Source organism: Candidatus Neomarinimicrobiota bacterium (assembly GCA_021157965.1).
Lineage (GTDB): Bacteria > Fidelibacterota > Fidelibacteria > Fidelibacterales > Fidelibacteraceae > Fidelibacter.
On record JAGGVO010000041.1, the window covers coordinates 148,265 to 165,395 of the forward strand.

The following is a 17,131-nucleotide window of genomic DNA, read 5'->3' on the forward strand; positions in this document are numbered from 1 at the left end:
AAAGAATCATGAAATACAGATGGATGTTTCTCATAATAATCAGTGTTTCCGTTCTTCATGGAGCGTCTCTCCAGCAATTTGCCGAGATCGGCGATTTCACACTTTTTGACGGAGATGTTATTGAGAATTGCCGTGTGGGATATCGCATTGTCGGGACTTTTCCCCGCGACGAAGATGAGATTGTTGTTTTTCCCACATGGTTCGGAGGAACGTCGGAGCATGTGGAAGGACTGATTCGGGCCTATAACTTTATTGACACGACGCGTTTTACGATCATTATTATGGATGCCTTCGGCAACGGCGTTTCCTCTTCACCGTCTAACAGTATTACGCAAAAAGACGACCTTTTTCCCGAGTTTACCATTCTGGATATGGTCCGGGCACAGTACCTGGTTCTCACACAAACCCTGCGCTTGAATCATGTATATGCCGTTGTAGGAGGATCCATGGGCAGTATGCAGGCATTTGAATGGTTGGTTACCTATCCCTCCTTTATGGATAAAGTGGTTGCTTATGTGAGTACACCCCGCATGACATCCGGGGACTTGCTGCACAAAGAGTTTCAACTTCGGCTGATTCAAATGGCACGCACGTACCGGGTCCCCGAGAAACGCCTGATGATGTTGCTGGATATGTCCCAGGATTTGGTAGCCCGGACACCGGAATATCTGGTCACTGAGATACCGGTGGAGAAATTTGAGGATTACCTGGAGAAATTTGAGCAATCCTCCGGACGGGTATTTAACAGCTATAACTGGGAAAGTCAGTTGAAGGCCATGATGAACCACAATATTGGGAAACACTTTGAAAATGGTTATGATGAAGCGGTCTCGGAAGCTATTGCCGACCTTTTGGTCATTGTGAACCGCCGGGATCATCTGGTGATGCCACAACCGGCTTTGGATCTGGCAGATCGTTTAAATGCAGAGACTTTCATTTTGGACAATAAATACGGACATCTGGGCATCACGCCGGAAATAGACAGGGTGATACCCGTCATTCACACATTTTTAGAAAGGTAATATCACATGACGAAAAGACACATAACGACCCAATTTCTGTCCCAATGCAGGGGAAATTTAAAGGACAATCCTCCTAAACACGTTCTCAGGAACAGTATCATTCAAAACGGGATTGATAAAACGGTGTTGAACCATGATTCAACCGTTCAAAATATCTTTACATTCTCACATGAAATTCCTACCGGAAAAATCACCAATCAGGAGAAAAGCGGCCGGTGCTGGATATTTGCCGCCCTGAACACATTCCGTTTTGCAATAGCCCAAAAGATTAAAGTAAAGGATTTTGAACTTTCCCAGAGTTATCCGCTGTTCTGGGACAAATTTGAAAAATCCAATTATTTTCTGGAAAATATAATAGAAACCCGCAATGAAACTACAGACAGCCGGATTGTCATGTGGCTGATGAAGAATCCGGTACAGGATGGAGGCCAGTGGGATATGTTTGCAGGGTTGGTGGAAAAATACGGTATCGTTCCTAAACAGGCGATGCCCGAAACCTTTCACAGCAGCAATACACATCGGATGAATCAACTATTGACCCTTAAACTCAGAGCCTCGGCGTCCCGGCTTCGGGAGATGGCTGCCAAAGGTGCCGGGGAGGATGATCTCCGGACGGAAAAAGAACAGATCCTGGAAAAAATCTATGATATGCTGGTCTCCTTTCTGGGAAATCCACCGGTATCCTTTGATTTTGAATACCGGGATGATGATAAAAAATATCATGATGACCGGAACTTGACCCCCCTTACCTTTTATGAAAAATATCTGGATAAGAAGCCGGCAGATTATATCAGTGTAATTCATGCACCCACGGAAGACAAACCTTTCATGAAAACGTATACGGTTCAATTTCTTGGAAGTGTTTTGGAAGGTCGTCCGGTTAAATACCTGAATGTAGATATTAAAACCCTGAAATCATTGGCCCTTGCCCAGCTAAAGGCCGGCGAACCGGTTTGGTTTGGGTGTGATGTGGGGCAATTGTCAGACCGGGAAAGTGGTGTTATGGATACGCAACTTTTTTTGTATGAGGATGCCCTGGAGACCACTTTTGATCTTGATAAAGCCGGCCGCCTGAATTATGGCGAGAGTATGCTGACCCATGCCATGGTTTTTACCGGCGTTCACTGTGTAAACGAAAAGCCGGTGCGATGGAAAGTAGAAAACAGCTGGAGCGAAAAATCCGGGAAAGAGGGTTTCTTTATTATGACGGATGAGTGGTTTGATGAATACAATTATCAGGTGGTAATTCACAAGAAATATTTAAGTCCGGAACTGCGTCAGGCAGCAGAGCAAAAACCGGTGGTTTTGAAACCCTGGGATCCCATGGGATCATTGGCTTTCCGGTTTTGACGGACTGGAGATTGTCTGATAGACATCGGGTGCAATATAGTGACTTCCGTAGATAAGGATCAATCCGTCATCGGGTGTGCTTTGCAGGGCTTCCAGAATGGCGTGGCGCACGGAGGGAACAACGCAGGTGCCCGGTCGGTCGGCGGAGAGCTCCCGAAGGGCTTCAGGTGTCATACTCCGGTGGGATTTGACGGGCGTCAGATAACAGGCTCTGGCATGGGGTAAGAGGATATCCACAATTTCGTAAGTTTCTTTATCTCCCAGCATGCCAATGATTAATGTTAAAGGTTTTTTAGGATAAAGGTTCAGGACAAGTTCTTTTAACCGCTGCACCCCGGCCGGATTGTGGGCCACGTCGTAATAGACCAGAGGTTTTTCCGATAACAATTCAAATCGCCCTTTCCACTGGACTGTTGTAAGTCCCTGAATGATAGCGGATAACGGCAGATTGTCCCCGGTGAAAAGTTCGCAGGCTTTTATTGCAAGGGCAAAGTTTTCCAATTGGTGAAAACCTGCCAGGGGTGTGTCCACCCATTCTCCCGTCTGTTGAAGGCAGAGAGACATGCCCCGGGGATTCATACGCACATCCCGGACATACTCTTCGGGCTTGGTGATATAAAAGGGAGCTTTTTTATCTTTTGCTTTTTCTTCAAGCACATTCATAACAAGCGGATCCTGATAACAGGTGACAAGAGGTGTTCCATTTTTGATAATTCCTGCTTTTTCTGTCGCAATCAGATCCAGCGTGTCACCCAGAATCCGGGTGTGATCCAGGTTTACGGATGTGATAACGGTAACCCGGGGTTTGAGGACATTGGTTGAATCCAGGCGTCCGCCCAGACCGGTTTCCACGATTGCGGCATTAACAGCGTTTTCCCGGAAAAGGTGAAAGGCAAGGCCCGTGGTGATTTCAAAAAAGGAAATGTCATGACTATCCAGCCATGGGTGCCACTGTGTGATCAACGCTTCGATCCTGTCTTCAGACACAGGGTTCCCGTTGATCCGGATACGCTCATTAAAGTGAACAAGATGTGGAGATGTAAAACGTCCGGTCAGGTATCCGCCATGACGCAGGATTGCTTCACATAAAGCGACAACAGACCCTTTACCGTTAGTCCCGGCCACATGAATCGCCGGAAAAGTCAGTTCAGGATGATGAAGCCATGCCATGAATTCCAGGGTCCGTCCGAGCCCCAGTTTCATCTGCCCGCCCAACCGGGCGTACAGGTCGTTTAAATAATCTCTCATTGTTTTCGCAGAGAATAACGGTTCAGAGTTTCTATGGATATTTTTTGTACATGATCCGGTTCATATCCAAGAAAGCGGCTGCTGATGGCCGTAAATTTCCGGGGATAATCGGTGACATAAAAAAGATCGGTTCCCGCTTTGGCCTGAGGATTTAACAAGTAATGGTGAGTCAGTGCTTCTTTTACAGAACGAGCCACAACCCGGGATGAATCCACAATGTTGATGTGAGGCGGGAGGATGGCTTTCAAAGCCGGCTTCAGGATAGGATAATGGGTACATCCCAGGATAAGAGTGTCAATGTTCTGCCGAATCAAAGGATCCAGATATTCCCGGGCAATCTGTTGGGCCACCGGATGATCTTCCCATCCTTCTTCCACGAGAGGGACAAACAGGGGGCAGGCTGTAGCGTAGACCTGAATATCCGGATTTACTTTCTGAACCTGCGTTGTATAGGCACCACTTTCGATGGTTGCCGTTGTTCCAATGACGGCGATATGCCCGTTTTGAGTTGCATGCACGGCTTTCTGAACACCGGGGTCGATGACATTAACAACGGGAAGATCTGTCAGTGAACGAACGGCATCCAGGGCAAGACTCGATGCCGTATTACAGGCGATAACAATGGCTTTGACAGGTTGATCCAATAAAAACCGTGTAATTTGTGTGGCAAAATCGCGGATTGTATCGGTACTTTTGGATCCATAAGGGACCCGCGCTGTATCTCCAAGATAAATGATGTTTTCCGATGGTAACAGAGAGCGAATTTGACGATAAACGGTAAGTCCGCCCAGGCCGCTGTCGAAAATTCCCACGGGCAATGTGGCAAGGTCAGTGGTTGGGAATATCTTTTTCATATTTATCTTTAAACTCTTTAATGGCCTGGAAAAGAGATTCAGCAACTTTCTGACGGTAAGAAGCCCGCTTCAGTTTTTGCAGGTCCGATTTGTTGGAAATAAAACTGACTTCTGTCAGGATATTTGGCATGGAAGCCCCCAATAGCACATAAAACCCGGCCTGTTTCACGCCGCGGGATGTTGTTTTCAGATTACGAATATAGTTTTTCTCCACCAGGGCTGCCAGATCTTCACTTTCTTTCATAAAGGTACTTTGAGCCATAGCTGCCAGGATATACTGTTCGTTTGTAATTTTTTCATAGATTTCCTGGTTCTCTTCCAGCTGTATCACCTTGTTTTCTGTTTCGGCAATTTTTATCGCTTCTTCTGTCAGTCGGGGCGCCAGAAAAAGAGTTTCACTGCCTCTCACCCGTCTGTTATTATGACTGTTACAGTGAATGCTTATAAAAAGTTTTCCATTCGCGTTATTGGCTATTTTGGTCCGTTGGTGTAAAGGAATGAATATGTCGGTTTTACGGGTGTAAATCACATGAATACCCAGTTCCCTTTCAAGCATGCGCCCCAAACGGAGGGTGATGTCCAAAACGATATCTTTTTCCCGGGTTCCGTCTGCCCCTATGGCGCCGGGATCCCGCCCGCCATGACCTGCATCCAAAACAATAGTGTCGATCAGCCATTTTTCCGACGCTTCCCGGGTTTGTTCCGATGCAGATAAAGAGGATGGTTTCCTCAAATTGATATTTATACTCCGGCTTTCGGGATCAATATAAAAATCGTATCCTGATATAGCATTCCGCAAGCGGATAGAAAGCTGGAAAGTTTCACCGGACTGAATGGGAATGATGCTGCGAAGAATGCCGGAATTATAGGTCCTGTTGAGCTGTATAGTATCTCCGGTTGCCCCGTAAATGGTACAGTAAAGCCAACCGTTGCGGCCCTCCCAGATGTTGATGTCCCGTTCACGGAATAATCTTGTGGTTTCAATACGAAGAGTTGATCCGTTTTTGAAATTCTGGATGACGAGATCCCGAATGCTATAGGATTCAGGCTCAAGAATCAGCGTTCGTCTTTCCGGGGAAAATGTCAGGTCCGGATAGATACGGGTGTGGAGAAAACGGATCCACTCATACAGGGGTATCAGGAGTTCATCTCCGAAACGCTCCACCGGAGCCGGAAGATGATAGGTGTTGACATCAAAATGAATAAAGGCACTTCCTCCGCGAATCGTAACCAGGCGCCCGCCCAGACGCCCGTTTACTGCCCGGATTGTTGTATCTGACGTGGGATTTTCACCAAGGTTTAGCAGAAATTCCGATGCAGAAATCCAGGGATAGCCATATAGCTTGTGCACGGAAATTTCAACACCGGGATCCAGGGTTGTTTGCTTGACATTGATTGTTGCGGTTCCCTGTAACAGGACAGGAAAAATAAAAGCAAGCAGAAGTGTGTAGCGCCATTTTTTTACCATATTGTTATAATTTACCGGTTCATAGAATCCAAAGCAATTTGCAATTGGAGCACACCCCGATTATCCCCACGGCTTGTTGAAAATCCTATGCCGGTCTCCACCGATTTCATGGGAAAGAAAGTGGTGATGTCCAGGGCGGTAAAGCTTTCTTTTCCGGCTTTTTGGATAATAAGTTGTTTTCCACAATAGAGACGGGTGTACCACAATTCCGCTTCTCCCCCCATGATTTGGCTGACTTGTATTTTCAATGTTGCACGATTGTCTTTTAATGTCAGATGAAAAAGTCCGGCAGATACAGTGTGGCGGAAGTCTGTTGCCAACAGAAAGATGTTTTGCACTTCCATCCATGAAGTGACCGGCAGAAAGAAGGATTGTTTTAATGTGAACATGTGGCTTTTTATATACGTAAGAAGGGATGGCGGGGCTGATATCTCACGAATGGTATGTTCGGAACACAGACGAATGAGTGTCTCGGATTTCATGCTTCCAATGATTGCGGAAAGGTATAGTTCTGTTTTTCTGTCATAACCGTCTCTTCTGTTTTGCTGTATCGTAGTTGTTTTAAGGGTATAACCGCTTTTTGCCCTGACAGATAAGCCCCATCCGGCACCGGAGCACCCGGATTTGTCACCGCCGAACCAGGGATTTTTGCCGTAAAGGGGATTAAAACGGTCTGAAGTTGTGTATGCCAGAAAAATGATACCGCTGCTTTTTCTTTTGATTGTCAAAGCTCCGCTTGCATGTCCCCATTGTTTGAAATTGCACTGATATGATATGTTTGTTTCTACCAAAAAAGCTTCTCTGCAAATTTGAATCATCGCTTCCTGCCACTGGTCTGGACTTTGATAGAGAGCGATAGCCCTGTCTGGGCGGTGAATCTCCAGGGAAAACCCCACGCCCCTTTCGCTGAGGAAAAGTGTTGCGGACGTGTTTCCCAGCCCTATGAAGGCATATCCCGAGAAAGGTGAATAAGTATAAGGCCCTTTTCGGATTGCAGTAGACGGTTTAAGTTGCATATTTCCTGGATACAAGGACCTGCGGGGCGTGGCTTTGCCGACAATCCACCCCCGGGCATGTGAAACCAATACCGGCCCGGTACTGAGAGATATATTGTTGGTTCTTGTGTGAAACGAGAAACCTGTCACGCTCTTCTCTATCCCGGCCCGTCCAAATGTTCGGAATGAGAATGCCGGAGTCAGTGATATATTGCAGCGGTGAGAATAGATAAAGTCGTTTCCTGAGCGGATTTGAAAACGGATATTCCCCGTCGCTACCGAATCCGGTTCCAGGCTGAGCAACTCCGGATCTTCCATGACCATGAATGATGTTTCGGCATATAGAAGACTCAGAATTCCCGGGACACAGAGGATCCGTAACATAAACCGATAGAGGGATGCCATCGACACTGCCATTGAAAGCTCCAGGAACGGTAAGAAAGTGAAAAAGAAGCATGGAGTGCGCGGCTCAGGCTAAACCAGGCCGCATGCCATGCCGTGAATTGTCCGGCGCTGAATGTTGTTCCCCACCCCCAATCCGGCGAAAACCCATCCCGGCAGTATACACCGGCTGTCAGGTAAAATTCAGGCAGGATATCCAGACCGAATGTACCGAACCATGCCGGCGTATTTAAAGCAGGACCTCCTTTCGGGAGAGTTAAGACTGGGATGAAAGAATATCCGAGGCTGGTATAGAATTCGGGAACAGGGTGCAGCAGCAGCCGCCAGGACAAGGAAAACGCATGAACTGCCTTTGTCTCAGGTGTGGAAGCCCGCGTCCAGTTAAGAGCAAGGTAGCCTGTGAGCTGTGACGTGAAATGTCGGATAATCTGAGTGTCAAATTCCTGGGAAGCCAACAAATCATGGAACTGAAAAGAACAATCCAATCCGACAGATGACGTTTTTTTATAGTTTAAAACCTGGAAACCGCCCTCTTTGATGAAAGGGGTGTGATATCCCCGGATCCGACAGGTGTTTTGTGAATTCACAAGAAGAGAATCGGTGAAAAGTGTGATGTCAAGCCATGCAAGCCCGTCCCGGCCTATCGTTCGGGAAAAAAATTCCACTCCGGACAGGACGCCGGGAAGGAGGAAAAGACAAAGAATCAAGCGTTTCGGTATCATGGGAAAGTTTACAAAACAAAATCAATAACATCAACGTTATTATATATTTACTATATATTTTCAATTAAATAGTGATATTCCACATTATTCAGAGAATAAAATGAATGCCTGATTGTTTTAGCAGGAATTGTTTGTAAGAGTTTTTTTGTTCATCAGACAAAACAACAACATGGAGATGTAAGCTTACATACTTTCCTTTTTTGCTTATATTCCCCGGTTTCAATGAATAGGAATCGGCATTGGGAATCAAAGAGGCAACAGCGGATTCAATCACATGTGAATTTTCTCCGATGATACGGAAAGTCCAGGAGCAAGGGTATGTGATTTTGGGTTTACCGGGCATATCTTTTCTTTTTGAAAGAATGTTTTTTGGGAAGTTATGTGATTGTAGAGACAATGGAAAGAGGAGAGGGAATAGAATTCGAGCATTTTGAATTAATATATGATTAACAATATGATCTTGTTTTCCTGAGGACCCGGTGCTATTTTTTCCCCGGGGGTGCAATAAAATAGTGATTTTCATATATTATAAACATCTTTTATCTTTTGGGCTGCAGGTCTCACAGAAAAAAGATCCATCTCATGCATTGTAAAACTCTCAGAAAACGATGAAAGTTTACAGTTTTCTTCTATATAGATTCGCCCGTCAAAAACAGCGATATTGCCGGCATACTCACAACTCAAGGCATAGTTACCGGGCAGGTTGTCACAGGCGGCGTACCGAGACACGGAACTTATAACTTGCCACTCAAAAAACATATTCCATCCGCAAAGACACAAAATCATTGTTGTTGTATTGTCCGAACAATGTCCCCGGTTCTCCTTCAAAAAGGCGATAAATACCGATGGCATATAATCCTTCGGTTAATTTTTGATTCAATTTCAGGGTGATCATATAATCTTTTGCATCCACATTATAGACACACTGAATTTCCGGCTTAAACTGTTCCCTGAAAAAACTGTCCGCCAGGCGGGCGGTAACCAGGTGGTAATCATAGTAATTATTCAGAATACCGCCTTCAAAGAGAGCCGGTTCCAGTCCAAGCTGATTCGCCAGTCCTTGCGCAATGTCTTCAAAGCAGGGCATCATGGGATTCATTTTCTCGTCCGGGACAAAGTCCTTCTGATATTGAATATTCAGGTTGAGATTGTGAAGAGGAAGGTTCATGTCTCCGCCCAACAATATGGACCATTTCGAATTCTGGATACCCGGTTTGTTTCCTTTCGTATCGGAGGTGATATACCGGGCAGCTTCTCCCCGGAGATTCACTTTTCCCAAAGCTGTTCCACCTTCCAGACCGATAACCGTTACCGGATTATTCTGAAGTTTAATTGTACCTGCCGGATAAAGGGAATTTGATAGGTCGGGGATAAACTGTACTGATGGAATGCGCAGTTTGCCCCGGTACCAGGAAAGTCCCAAATCAAAACGCCCCACCGTTTGTGTCCACCGGGCGGCAAATTGTCCGTCATGGAGCTTATGATAGCTTTCTTCTGACATTAAAATTCCGGGACAGGCATCCAGAATGGTGTTTAAGGCTTGATATACCTGGGGCTGCCAGGGGCCGGATGCGGGGAATGTCATTTTAGAAAAACCGGGAGTGTAAATAAGTTCCAGATTGGCATTCCATTTATATGGGCCTACGATAGTGTTGATTCTCAGCATGTTTTCACCACGTCGCCTTCGCAGGTAATCAGGAAAGAAAAAATCCCGGTAATCATCTGCATTGATTAAATCCACAATGTGGAGTTCGTCACCCTTACCCCATACAATCACCTGGTTTCCTGCGTGTATCTGAAAACGTCCCAGGTAGGCAGACACATAGAGTTCTTTCAGGCTCAGGTTTACATCATCGTTGTGTTGAATCCGGAAATCCCCCTTCATGGCCAGTTTTTCTTTGTCAATATTAAAAGCCAGATCCAGAACATGGATTGTTTCATAGTCCGCCGGAGCCGGGTCCTTCATAAAAAAACGGGGTTCAAATTCATAGTATCCGGACCAGGTTAAAGGAGAAGATATGAGTTCTTCTTCTGTTTCAAATAATTCACCGGTATTAAAAGCACTTTGTCCTGTTAATGCTGTAGCAGTTAAAAAAAGACAAAAGAAAAAAAAGCGTTTTTTCATGATATGACCTCCTATTCTGCACGGCCGGTCTGCAGAAAATTTCGGGTAAACCGGCGCGGATCAATCTTTTTGTTGTATTCGATAAACGGAAGTCCGTCCCCATTACGAAGAATGGTTAAAAGGGTTACATGGTTTTCCCGGACATTTTTCATTTCCGTTTCAAATACTGTCCAGATGCCGTCTATTTTCCCGATGTTTTGCTTTACGAGCATTATTTTCAGCAGTTCTCCGTTTTTTTTGTTGTAGAATTCCACCCGGAGAGGTATCAGATGTTCCTTGCTGATCCAGGAGACCAGTTTGTCATAAGAACTTTTATCGGGTTTGGTACTTTTGCTTTCCACAACCCAGCATGGATATGTGCCCAGTGTATCTTCCCGGAGGAGTGTATGTTTTTCATTTTCCCGGTTATTCTGAAGTTGCATATCGTCATAGGTAAAATCCGATCCCATAAAGGAAGAACTTCCTTCTGAAGCGGCAATGCGGCGGACCTGGCCAAGGGCCGGAAGATAAATCCACTGATCGTCATCCCGGCCTGCCTGCTCAATTTGCAAGAACCGGGTTCCTTTAACGGTTGCCGGCGATTTAAATTCCATTACGCTTTGGTGAAGATTTTTTTCCTTGTCATACAACATGGTCCAGGTTTCGATGATTCGTTCAGTTTCTTCCCCCTTTTTATCGATCAGAGTCATTTTCATGATGGAATGCATGGTTTTTCCCTGATCCCGGGCATCCATTTTGTCAATGATATCCTGTCCTGTCAAAGCCCATGCTGTCTGAGAAAACAGGAACAGAGAAAGGAAAAAGCATGTGAATTTCATTGTTTCCTCCCTGATTTAAGAATGAACTGTGGTTTAAATGTGTTCAAAAGAGCCGGTAGGACTGTTATTGCGCCGACAGAGGATGTTAACATCGTCAGAGCGATGAGTATTCCCAGGTTTTTCAGAGGTGTAAAGTTGGAATATATGAGGACGGCAAATCCGGCACCGACGGCAATGGCATTGAAAAGAATTGCCTTGCCGGCGGTTGTGAGGGTGTTTTTGGTCACAATTTCCAGGTTGCTCGTCTTTTCCCGTTCACGGCAATAGGCACTGAGAAAATGAATGGTGTAATCAATGCCGATGCCGATAGCTATGGATGCAACCATGGAAGATCCCATGTCCAGCTTGATATTAAAAAAGCCCATTACACCGAAATTTATCAGGAGCGAAAGGGAGAGAGTGATGAGACCGTACAGGCCTGCCAGAAAGGAGTGATAAGAAAGGGCAAGGATAGAAAAAACAATCAGAAAAGATGTGATGATGCTACTGGCTTGGGAACGGATGACCAGATTATTGACGGAACATGTCAGTTTTCCCAGACCGGTAACCCGTACGGTATATCCTTTCGGAAATGTGTTCCTGGCGTAATCCAGGATTTTTTCTTCTACGTCCAGTACGGAGGCATTTCTTGGGGATTTAATCTGTACTATCATTCGTGTTTGGGATGGTTCCAGCGGGTCATCGGCAAATTCGCCCAGGGAACCGCTGTAAAGTAAAAGATACTGGGAAATCAGATTTTGAAGTTCTCCACGGGCTGCCGGGTATTTGGACGCATTGGTTGGAATTTCATAATATGCCGCCCCTTTATAATTGGTCCGCCGTGCCAATTCATCGATCAGCTGGTCTGCCGTAAGTATTCCGGAGCTGTGATCCCTGCGAATGTCATGAAGAATGGTCATGAAGTTTTCTTCCGAAAGAGTTGGATAGTCAGTATCAGAGGTAATTATCGGCATTTCTTCTTCTGAAGTTGTTTGAGGTTCCAAAGCTGACTCAATATCCTCAAAAGTAAACCCTGTATCCTCCGGGACTTTTTTGTTTGATTCTTCAAACGCCTCAAATGAAAAGCCGGTATCTTCCTGAATGTCTTGTGCTGTGGATTTCTGTGTTTCTTCCTCTTTTTCCGGAGGGATATGCATGATCTGATTCATGCGTTTGATCAGATCGGTGAGAGTTATCACCTTTCCTACCTGGGGGACTTCCTGCTCCAGATAGTCGGCACAATTGTCTACTGCCTGGAGAATTTCCGGATTCAGGAGGGATCCCTTTTCTCCGCCGTCAATAATCACGCTCAGCAGGGTTGTACCGCCGAATGTTTCATTCTGAAAACGGTCTGCCTGAGCTATAGGTGTTTCGGGACGGAAGTTTTCAATCATGTTTGTGTCAACGAGAATCCGGGGAATTCCTGCGAAACAAAGGGCAACAATTGCAAGAGTTATCAGTAAGTTACGAACGCTGTGACGAGCAAAGGAATCGTAAAAAAAGAGAAGAAAACGATCCATTCGTGAGTGATGTTGTTTTGAAATTGATGAATTCTTTTTTTTTAATTGATGCCGTCGGAGAATGAGCAGAGACGGTATAAATAAAAGGGTAATTCCCAAAGCGGTTAAGACACCGAAAGCCAGGAAAATTCCGCTTTCCCGAAGGGGAATAATAGAGCCGCTGAACAGGGATCCGAACCCAACCATCGTGGTCAGTGCCGCAAGGGCAATGGGTTTTCCCACCTGGTGTAAGACATTTTGGATGACCTTGCGATGCTGCTCCTGTGTATCTACCGAGTGCCCCAAATTTAGAATTTCGTCATAGTAGTGACTCAGCAAATGAATGCAGTAGGCACTTCCCACACTGATGAGTATAACCGGAATAGCTGTTCCCACCATGGTTAGATGTACGTCAAGAAAACTCATGAACCCCAGCGTCCAGATACTGGACATGGCCACGGTGAGCAGGGGTAAAACAACACCGGCGGGGGTTCGAAAGGAGAAAAAAAGGATAACAATGATGACCAGAACGACAACAGGAATCAGTTGTTTTATGTCGCTGTACATCTTTTCCTTGAGGAGGACAGAAATGGCAGGTGCACCGGCTATGTAGGTTTCAAGATTGCCCATATCCCTGTCGTTTAAGACAGTCAGAGTTTTTTCATAGACACTTTCGAGTTTTTCCACTTCCAGCCCGGATTCCATATAGAGGATAATCTGGGTGGATTTCATGTTTTCACTATAGAGCATCAACCGGTACATATCCGGCCAGGAAAGAAGACGGGATTTCAGTGTATTAACCATATTACCATCTGCTTCCCCTTTGGGAAGGAGGGGCTCTACAATCAGTCCTTCCGGTGACCCGGTGATGTAATCGGCATTGGTCAGGCTTATGACGGAACGAATCAGGGGGATAGTATCCAGATGACGGGTAAGATCGTCAATCAGCGTCAGGGTTTCGGGTGTCAGGATGCTGCCATAAGGGTTGTGCAGGGCAATGACCATGGCATCGGTATTTTCATAGACATCCTGCATGGCATCATAAGCGGTTTTTGCCGGGTTGTTTTCGCCCAGAAACAAAGAAAGATCATTGTTGACACGGATATTGGGCAGTTCAAGTCCAAAAAATATTGTTATGAGAATCGTTATGATGATAATTGTTCTGGGATATTTTAACATCTTATGCATCTTTTATTCCTTACTGAAGAGTTGACGGGTGAATGCGGAAACCATATATGCCACTTCGCGCTTCTGGATAGGAGTGTGTATTTGCAGAACAACCCGGATCATAAAACTGTCTGCAATGCCCCACAGGCCATGGACCATGTTATCGGTTTCTTCATCGGTCAGTGTTATTTCTCCCTTCTGTCGGGCCCATTCAAAAACCTCGCGGATGCTTTTTGAATGACGGATAAACGTGTCCCGAAGCAGAGGGTAAATTTCCGGATCATCGATTTCACTCAGGACTTTGTGCATCACCCTGAAAAAGGGGGCATCCTGCCGGAGGGATAAAAAGAAACTGTCTACAAATCCCTCGAGATTTGTTTTTAAATCCTGGTTCGGCAACGCTTTGGAAAAGATACGGTTAGCGATGGACTGTCCATAAAAGTCCAATACTTCAAACAGGAGATGACGTTTATTTTTAAAATACCGGTAAATAGTCCCTTCGGCAACGCCTGCCAGTGCAGCTATCCGTGCTGTGGTCATATTTTGAAAATTGCCGCTTTCAAGCAACGCATAAGCGGCCTGTAAAATTTGGAAGTATCGTTGTTGCTGTTTTGTCATTATGCTTTTATCCTGCCTGTTTATATTTTGCAAGTGAGCGCTCACTCATTGTTAATATAATTTTTTGAAACAAAAGAAACAAATTTTTAAACGACGAAACATTCATGAATTCATAAATCTTTTAATTTACCGCCTATGGTGGTTTTCGGGACTATCGCATTGATCCGGGATGGATATATTAAACATTCCGGCACTGCTTCGCAGTGTTCAAATACCTTCGGCTTTCAAAAAAACCTTAAACACCGAAGACAATTGAATTTTGAAATGCCATGAAATAGCGCTTGAATGCCGAAGGCGCTGGACTTCTCCCCCTCGCCCCCTTCCTACTCTTTCCTTTGAAATGAAAGTTTAATTACAGAAATTAAAACAGCGTATCCTTTATGGTGTAAATATATGCAGACACGACGGAAAAAGAATAAAAAGAAGATTATCACCCCGGGCGCCATAATCTGGCTGATTCGGATTATGCTGATCAGTTCCATTCTCCTGAACGGTCTTGTAGTGGTTCTGGATATCTATAAGGATGCCGAGGTCAATGAAGGAGAGGTTCTTGAAGCAACCGCCAATCAGTCCGAACTGGTTTTTCTGGCTATCCTGGCTTTGATCCTGTCCTTTTTGCCAGATTATATTGAGAAGTGGCGACATATTCATTTTCCCCAACAGCTCGAGCTTCTATTGATTCTGTTTATGTATGCCGGCGTGTATCTCAGCGCCCGTTTCGATATGTATTACCGGTTTTTCTGGTGGGACGATCTTCTGCATACCCTTTCCGGTGCCATGATCGGTTTTATTGGTTTTTTAATTGTCTATAAAATAAATCATAAATACAGCATGGATTTTAACCCACTTCTGATTGCTGTTTTTGCATTCACTTTTTCCGTGACGATTGCTGTAATATGGGAAATATTTGAATTTCTAATGGATGTCTATTTTGGAACGGCCATGCAGAAGTGGGATTTACCGGAAGGGACCAGCCTGATCGGTCGTTCTTATCAGGGGAGTGGACTCAGGGACACGATGTCCGACCTGATTCTGGGAAGTGCCGGCGCCCTGGTGACCTCCGTCATCTCTTATTTTCTGTATAAAAATGAGAAACGGAAAACGCTCAAATTAATGAGAGAAGTTTTTCCCGAATAAACGGGGTGGGGAAAACTACATTTATATATAATAATTTAATTTTTATGTGTTTTTTGGGATTTCAATTTTAAATTCCGTTCCTTCTTTACGGTCGATATCCAGCGTTCCTTTCAACTGGCGGACCAGGAGGGATATCAGTTTTAACCCGAGTCCGGGTATTGTTTTTTCCATGGCTTCTTCAGGAAGGACATTTCCGTTATCCCTGTAGATGAGTGTAAGAGACTCATTTGCAACCCTGAAGATGATATCAATCTGGCCGCTTGTTCTGTCGGAAAAGGCATACTTGTAGGAGTTCGTTAACAGTTCATTCAGAATAATGCCAAGCTGAAACATGATTTTTGAATCCAGGATTTCATCATCAAGCTGTCTGATAATTTGTATTTTCGATTCATTATCATAGGATGAGATAATATAGTCAATCAGTTGGTTCAGATAATCAGCCGAAGAAATATTGGTAAAATCGTTGGTATGCATGAGTTTGTCGTAGATCATCATCATACCTGAAACTTTATTTTTAGCTTCCTGCAGAACCGCAACCGCTCCTTTGTCTGCCATGCTCCGGGCCTGGAGGGTTAAAAAGCCTGCGATGGTATTCATGTTGTTTTTAATGCGGTGATGGACTTCCCGGAGGAGAATTTCTTTTTCAGCCAGCAGATTGCGGATTTCCTCTTCATCGGCCATTTGGGTCGTAATATCCCTGAGGATCAGAAGTGTCCCGTTATTTTCCCCCATATAATCCAGTATTTTAGAGGCGCGAATTTCCAAAATGATTTCTTTCCCGTTTTGTTTGTAAGGAATTATAATCTTTTCATCATTATGATGAAAATTAAGGATTTTTTGAAACATTTCCTGGTTAAAGAGAGATGCTGCATCAGACCCCTTCTGTGTGTGCGCCTTTCCCAAAAGGCGAACAGCCGCCTGATTACAGTCTGTGATAAGATTTTCCCGGTTTAGGATCACAACCCCGTCCTGCATGGATTCAAAAACAGTTTTTGTAGCCGCCGGAAGGAGCTCGAAAAGTTTATAAGCATAGACGTTATAGATAAATATCAGCGCGGCTGCCAGGATTCCGAATGGACCAAAATCAATTTTCAGATTATTATGGGATGTCAGATTAATGATGAGAGCTATCCACGGAAACAATGAACCAATAAAAAGAAGGGAAAACCGTTTCCGGACTTTCTCATTGCATGAATACCAGGCATAGAAAAGGAGTATGGTGCCGATGAGAAAGCAAATATTTGTATAAGATAAGAAAATCCAATACCAGGGCCCTCTGCCAAAGGTCAAAAGGGACAGATGTTCCAGTTTAATGAGCCCCAGATTTTTGTAATAAAGCTCATGGGCCGGGTTGGAATTGACAACGAAGAGAGTTATTAGCGAGAACAATATCATGAATGTTGCAATATACCGGCGGTGTTTCATAAAACGTCCCGTGTATTCCATGATAAAAAGCACCCACAAGGTCCCCAGAAAGGCTAAGCCGATATACTCAATGGACACGAACATAAAAGCTGTATCTACATCGGAGCTGTGTACTTCAAAATAGTAACCGAATGTATAAACAGCCGATGCAATCATGAGTAATGAAAAGAAAAACCCGCCCCGAACATCCCTGTTCCGGTCACTGATAAGCCCAAATAACAGATACCCGGCACCAAAGATAGGCAGGAAATTGATGATGATTTGAAATGAATCTGCACTGAAGTCCGGATTGTACATGGTTG

14 protein-coding genes are annotated in these 17,131 nt (G+C 44.8%); 3 read left to right on the plus strand and 11 right to left on the minus strand.

Annotated elements, in window-relative coordinates; genetic code table 11:
- Positions 1 to 8 precede the first annotated feature (8 nt).
- Positions 9 to 1,022, plus strand: a complete 1,014-nt coding sequence (locus J7K63_05875; GenBank protein ID MCD6234546.1) for an alpha/beta fold hydrolase — start codon at positions 9 to 11, stop codon at positions 1,020 to 1,022.
- Between the two features lie 6 nt (positions 1,023 to 1,028).
- Positions 1,029 to 2,372 carry a C1 family peptidase gene (locus J7K63_05880; protein ID MCD6234547.1) on the plus strand — a complete coding sequence of 448 codons (1,344 nt, stop codon included), beginning with the start codon at positions 1,029 to 1,031 and terminating at the stop codon, positions 2,370 to 2,372.
- Here the strand turns inward: J7K63_05880 and J7K63_05885 are convergent.
- From J7K63_05885 to J7K63_05930, 10 genes are all read right to left on the minus strand, one after another.
- A complete protein-coding gene (locus tag J7K63_05885) occupies positions 2,352 to 3,620 on the minus strand; it encodes a bifunctional folylpolyglutamate synthase/dihydrofolate synthase (GenBank protein MCD6234548.1) in 1,269 nt (422 codons plus the stop codon). The two genes, J7K63_05880 and J7K63_05885, sit on opposite strands and share 21 nt — an antisense overlap.
- On the minus strand, positions 3,617 to 4,474 hold the full coding sequence (locus J7K63_05890) for a glutamate racemase (GenBank protein ID MCD6234549.1): 858 nt from the start codon (positions 4,472 to 4,474) through the stop codon (positions 3,617 to 3,619). Before J7K63_05890 ends, J7K63_05885 begins: the two co-directional genes overlap by 4 nt.
- A complete protein-coding gene (locus J7K63_05895) occupies positions 4,449 to 5,942 on the minus strand; it encodes an N-acetylmuramoyl-L-alanine amidase (GenBank protein MCD6234550.1) in 1,494 nt (497 codons plus the stop codon). The genes J7K63_05890 and J7K63_05895 overlap by 26 nt, the downstream gene beginning before the upstream one ends.
- Positions 5,943 to 5,953: 11 nt before the next feature.
- A complete protein-coding gene (locus J7K63_05900) occupies positions 5,954 to 7,354 on the minus strand; it encodes a hypothetical protein (protein ID MCD6234551.1) in 1,401 nt (466 codons plus the stop codon).
- Positions 7,288 to 8,061 carry a hypothetical protein gene (locus J7K63_05905; GenBank protein MCD6234552.1) on the minus strand — a complete coding sequence of 258 codons (774 nt, stop codon included), beginning with the start codon at positions 8,059 to 8,061 and terminating at the stop codon, positions 7,288 to 7,290. The genes J7K63_05900 and J7K63_05905 overlap by 67 nt, the downstream gene beginning before the upstream one ends.
- A gap of 88 nt (positions 8,062 to 8,149) precedes the next feature.
- Positions 8,150 to 8,404 (minus strand): DUF493 domain-containing protein, encoded by a 255-nt coding sequence (locus J7K63_05910; GenBank protein MCD6234553.1) that lies wholly within the window; start codon positions 8,402 to 8,404, stop codon positions 8,150 to 8,152.
- A 405-nt stretch (positions 8,405 to 8,809) separates the two neighbouring features.
- Entirely contained in the window at positions 8,810 to 10,186 is a 1,377-nt protein-coding gene (locus tag J7K63_05915) for a hypothetical protein (GenBank protein ID MCD6234554.1), read from the minus strand.
- Positions 10,187 to 10,197: 11 nt separating this feature from the next.
- Entirely contained in the window at positions 10,198 to 11,004 is an 807-nt protein-coding gene (locus tag J7K63_05920; protein ID MCD6234555.1) for an outer membrane lipoprotein-sorting protein, read from the minus strand.
- Positions 11,001 to 13,670: an RND family transporter gene (locus tag J7K63_05925; protein ID MCD6234556.1), complete on the minus strand. Its 2,670-nt coding sequence runs from the start codon at positions 13,668 to 13,670 to the stop codon at positions 11,001 to 11,003. The genes J7K63_05920 and J7K63_05925 overlap by 4 nt, the downstream gene beginning before the upstream one ends.
- 3 nt (positions 13,671 to 13,673) lie before the next feature.
- Positions 13,674 to 14,267 carry a TetR/AcrR family transcriptional regulator gene (locus tag J7K63_05930; protein ID MCD6234557.1) on the minus strand — a complete coding sequence of 198 codons (594 nt, stop codon included), beginning with the start codon at positions 14,265 to 14,267 and terminating at the stop codon, positions 13,674 to 13,676.
- Positions 14,268 to 14,660: 393 nt separating this feature from the next.
- On the opposite strand from J7K63_05930, the gene J7K63_05935 reads away from it, so the two are divergent.
- Entirely contained in the window at positions 14,661 to 15,404 is a 744-nt protein-coding gene (locus J7K63_05935; GenBank protein ID MCD6234558.1) for a hypothetical protein, read from the plus strand.
- A gap of 42 nt (positions 15,405 to 15,446) precedes the next feature.
- Here the strand turns inward: J7K63_05935 and J7K63_05940 are convergent, their stop codons facing one another.
- Complete coding sequence (locus J7K63_05940) at positions 15,447 to 17,126, minus strand: PAS domain-containing protein (GenBank protein ID MCD6234559.1); 1,680 nt, start codon at positions 17,124 to 17,126, stop codon at positions 15,447 to 15,449.
- Positions 17,127 to 17,131 lie beyond the last annotated feature (5 nt).

Coding starts and splice junctions, on each gene's coding strand:
- J7K63_05875 (MCD6234546.1), top strand. CDS start 9: ATGAAATACAGATGGATGTTTCTCATAATAATCAGTGTTTCCGTTCTT.
- J7K63_05920 (MCD6234555.1), bottom strand. CDS start 11,004: ATGAAATTCACATGCTTTTTCCTTTCTCTGTTCCTGTTTTCTCAGACA.
- J7K63_05940 (MCD6234559.1), bottom strand. CDS start 17,126: ATGTACAATCCGGACTTCAGTGCAGATTCATTTCAAATCATCATCAAT.
- J7K63_05885 (MCD6234548.1), bottom strand. CDS start 3,620: ATGAGAGATTATTTAAACGACCTGTACGCCCGGTTGGGCGGGCAGATG.
- J7K63_05910 (MCD6234553.1), bottom strand. CDS start 8,404: ATGCCCGGTAAACCCAAAATCACATACCCTTGCTCCTGGACTTTCCGT.
- J7K63_05890 (MCD6234549.1), bottom strand. CDS start 4,474: ATGAAAAAGATATTCCCAACCACTGACCTTGCCACATTGCCCGTGGGA.
- J7K63_05905 (MCD6234552.1), bottom strand. CDS start 8,061: ATGATACCGAAACGCTTGATTCTTTGTCTTTTCCTCCTTCCCGGCGTC.
- J7K63_05935 (MCD6234558.1), top strand. CDS start 14,661: ATGCAGACACGACGGAAAAAGAATAAAAAGAAGATTATCACCCCGGGC.
- J7K63_05930 (MCD6234557.1), bottom strand. CDS start 14,267: ATGACAAAACAGCAACAACGATACTTCCAAATTTTACAGGCCGCTTAT.
- J7K63_05895 (MCD6234550.1), bottom strand. CDS start 5,942: ATGGTAAAAAAATGGCGCTACACACTTCTGCTTGCTTTTATTTTTCCT.
- J7K63_05900 (MCD6234551.1), bottom strand. CDS start 7,354: ATGGCAGTGTCGATGGCATCCCTCTATCGGTTTATGTTACGGATCCTC.
- J7K63_05915 (MCD6234554.1), bottom strand. CDS start 10,186: ATGAAAAAACGCTTTTTTTTCTTTTGTCTTTTTTTAACTGCTACAGCA.
- J7K63_05925 (MCD6234556.1), bottom strand. CDS start 13,670: ATGCATAAGATGTTAAAATATCCCAGAACAATTATCATCATAACGATT.
- J7K63_05880 (MCD6234547.1), top strand. CDS start 1,029: ATGACGAAAAGACACATAACGACCCAATTTCTGTCCCAATGCAGGGGA.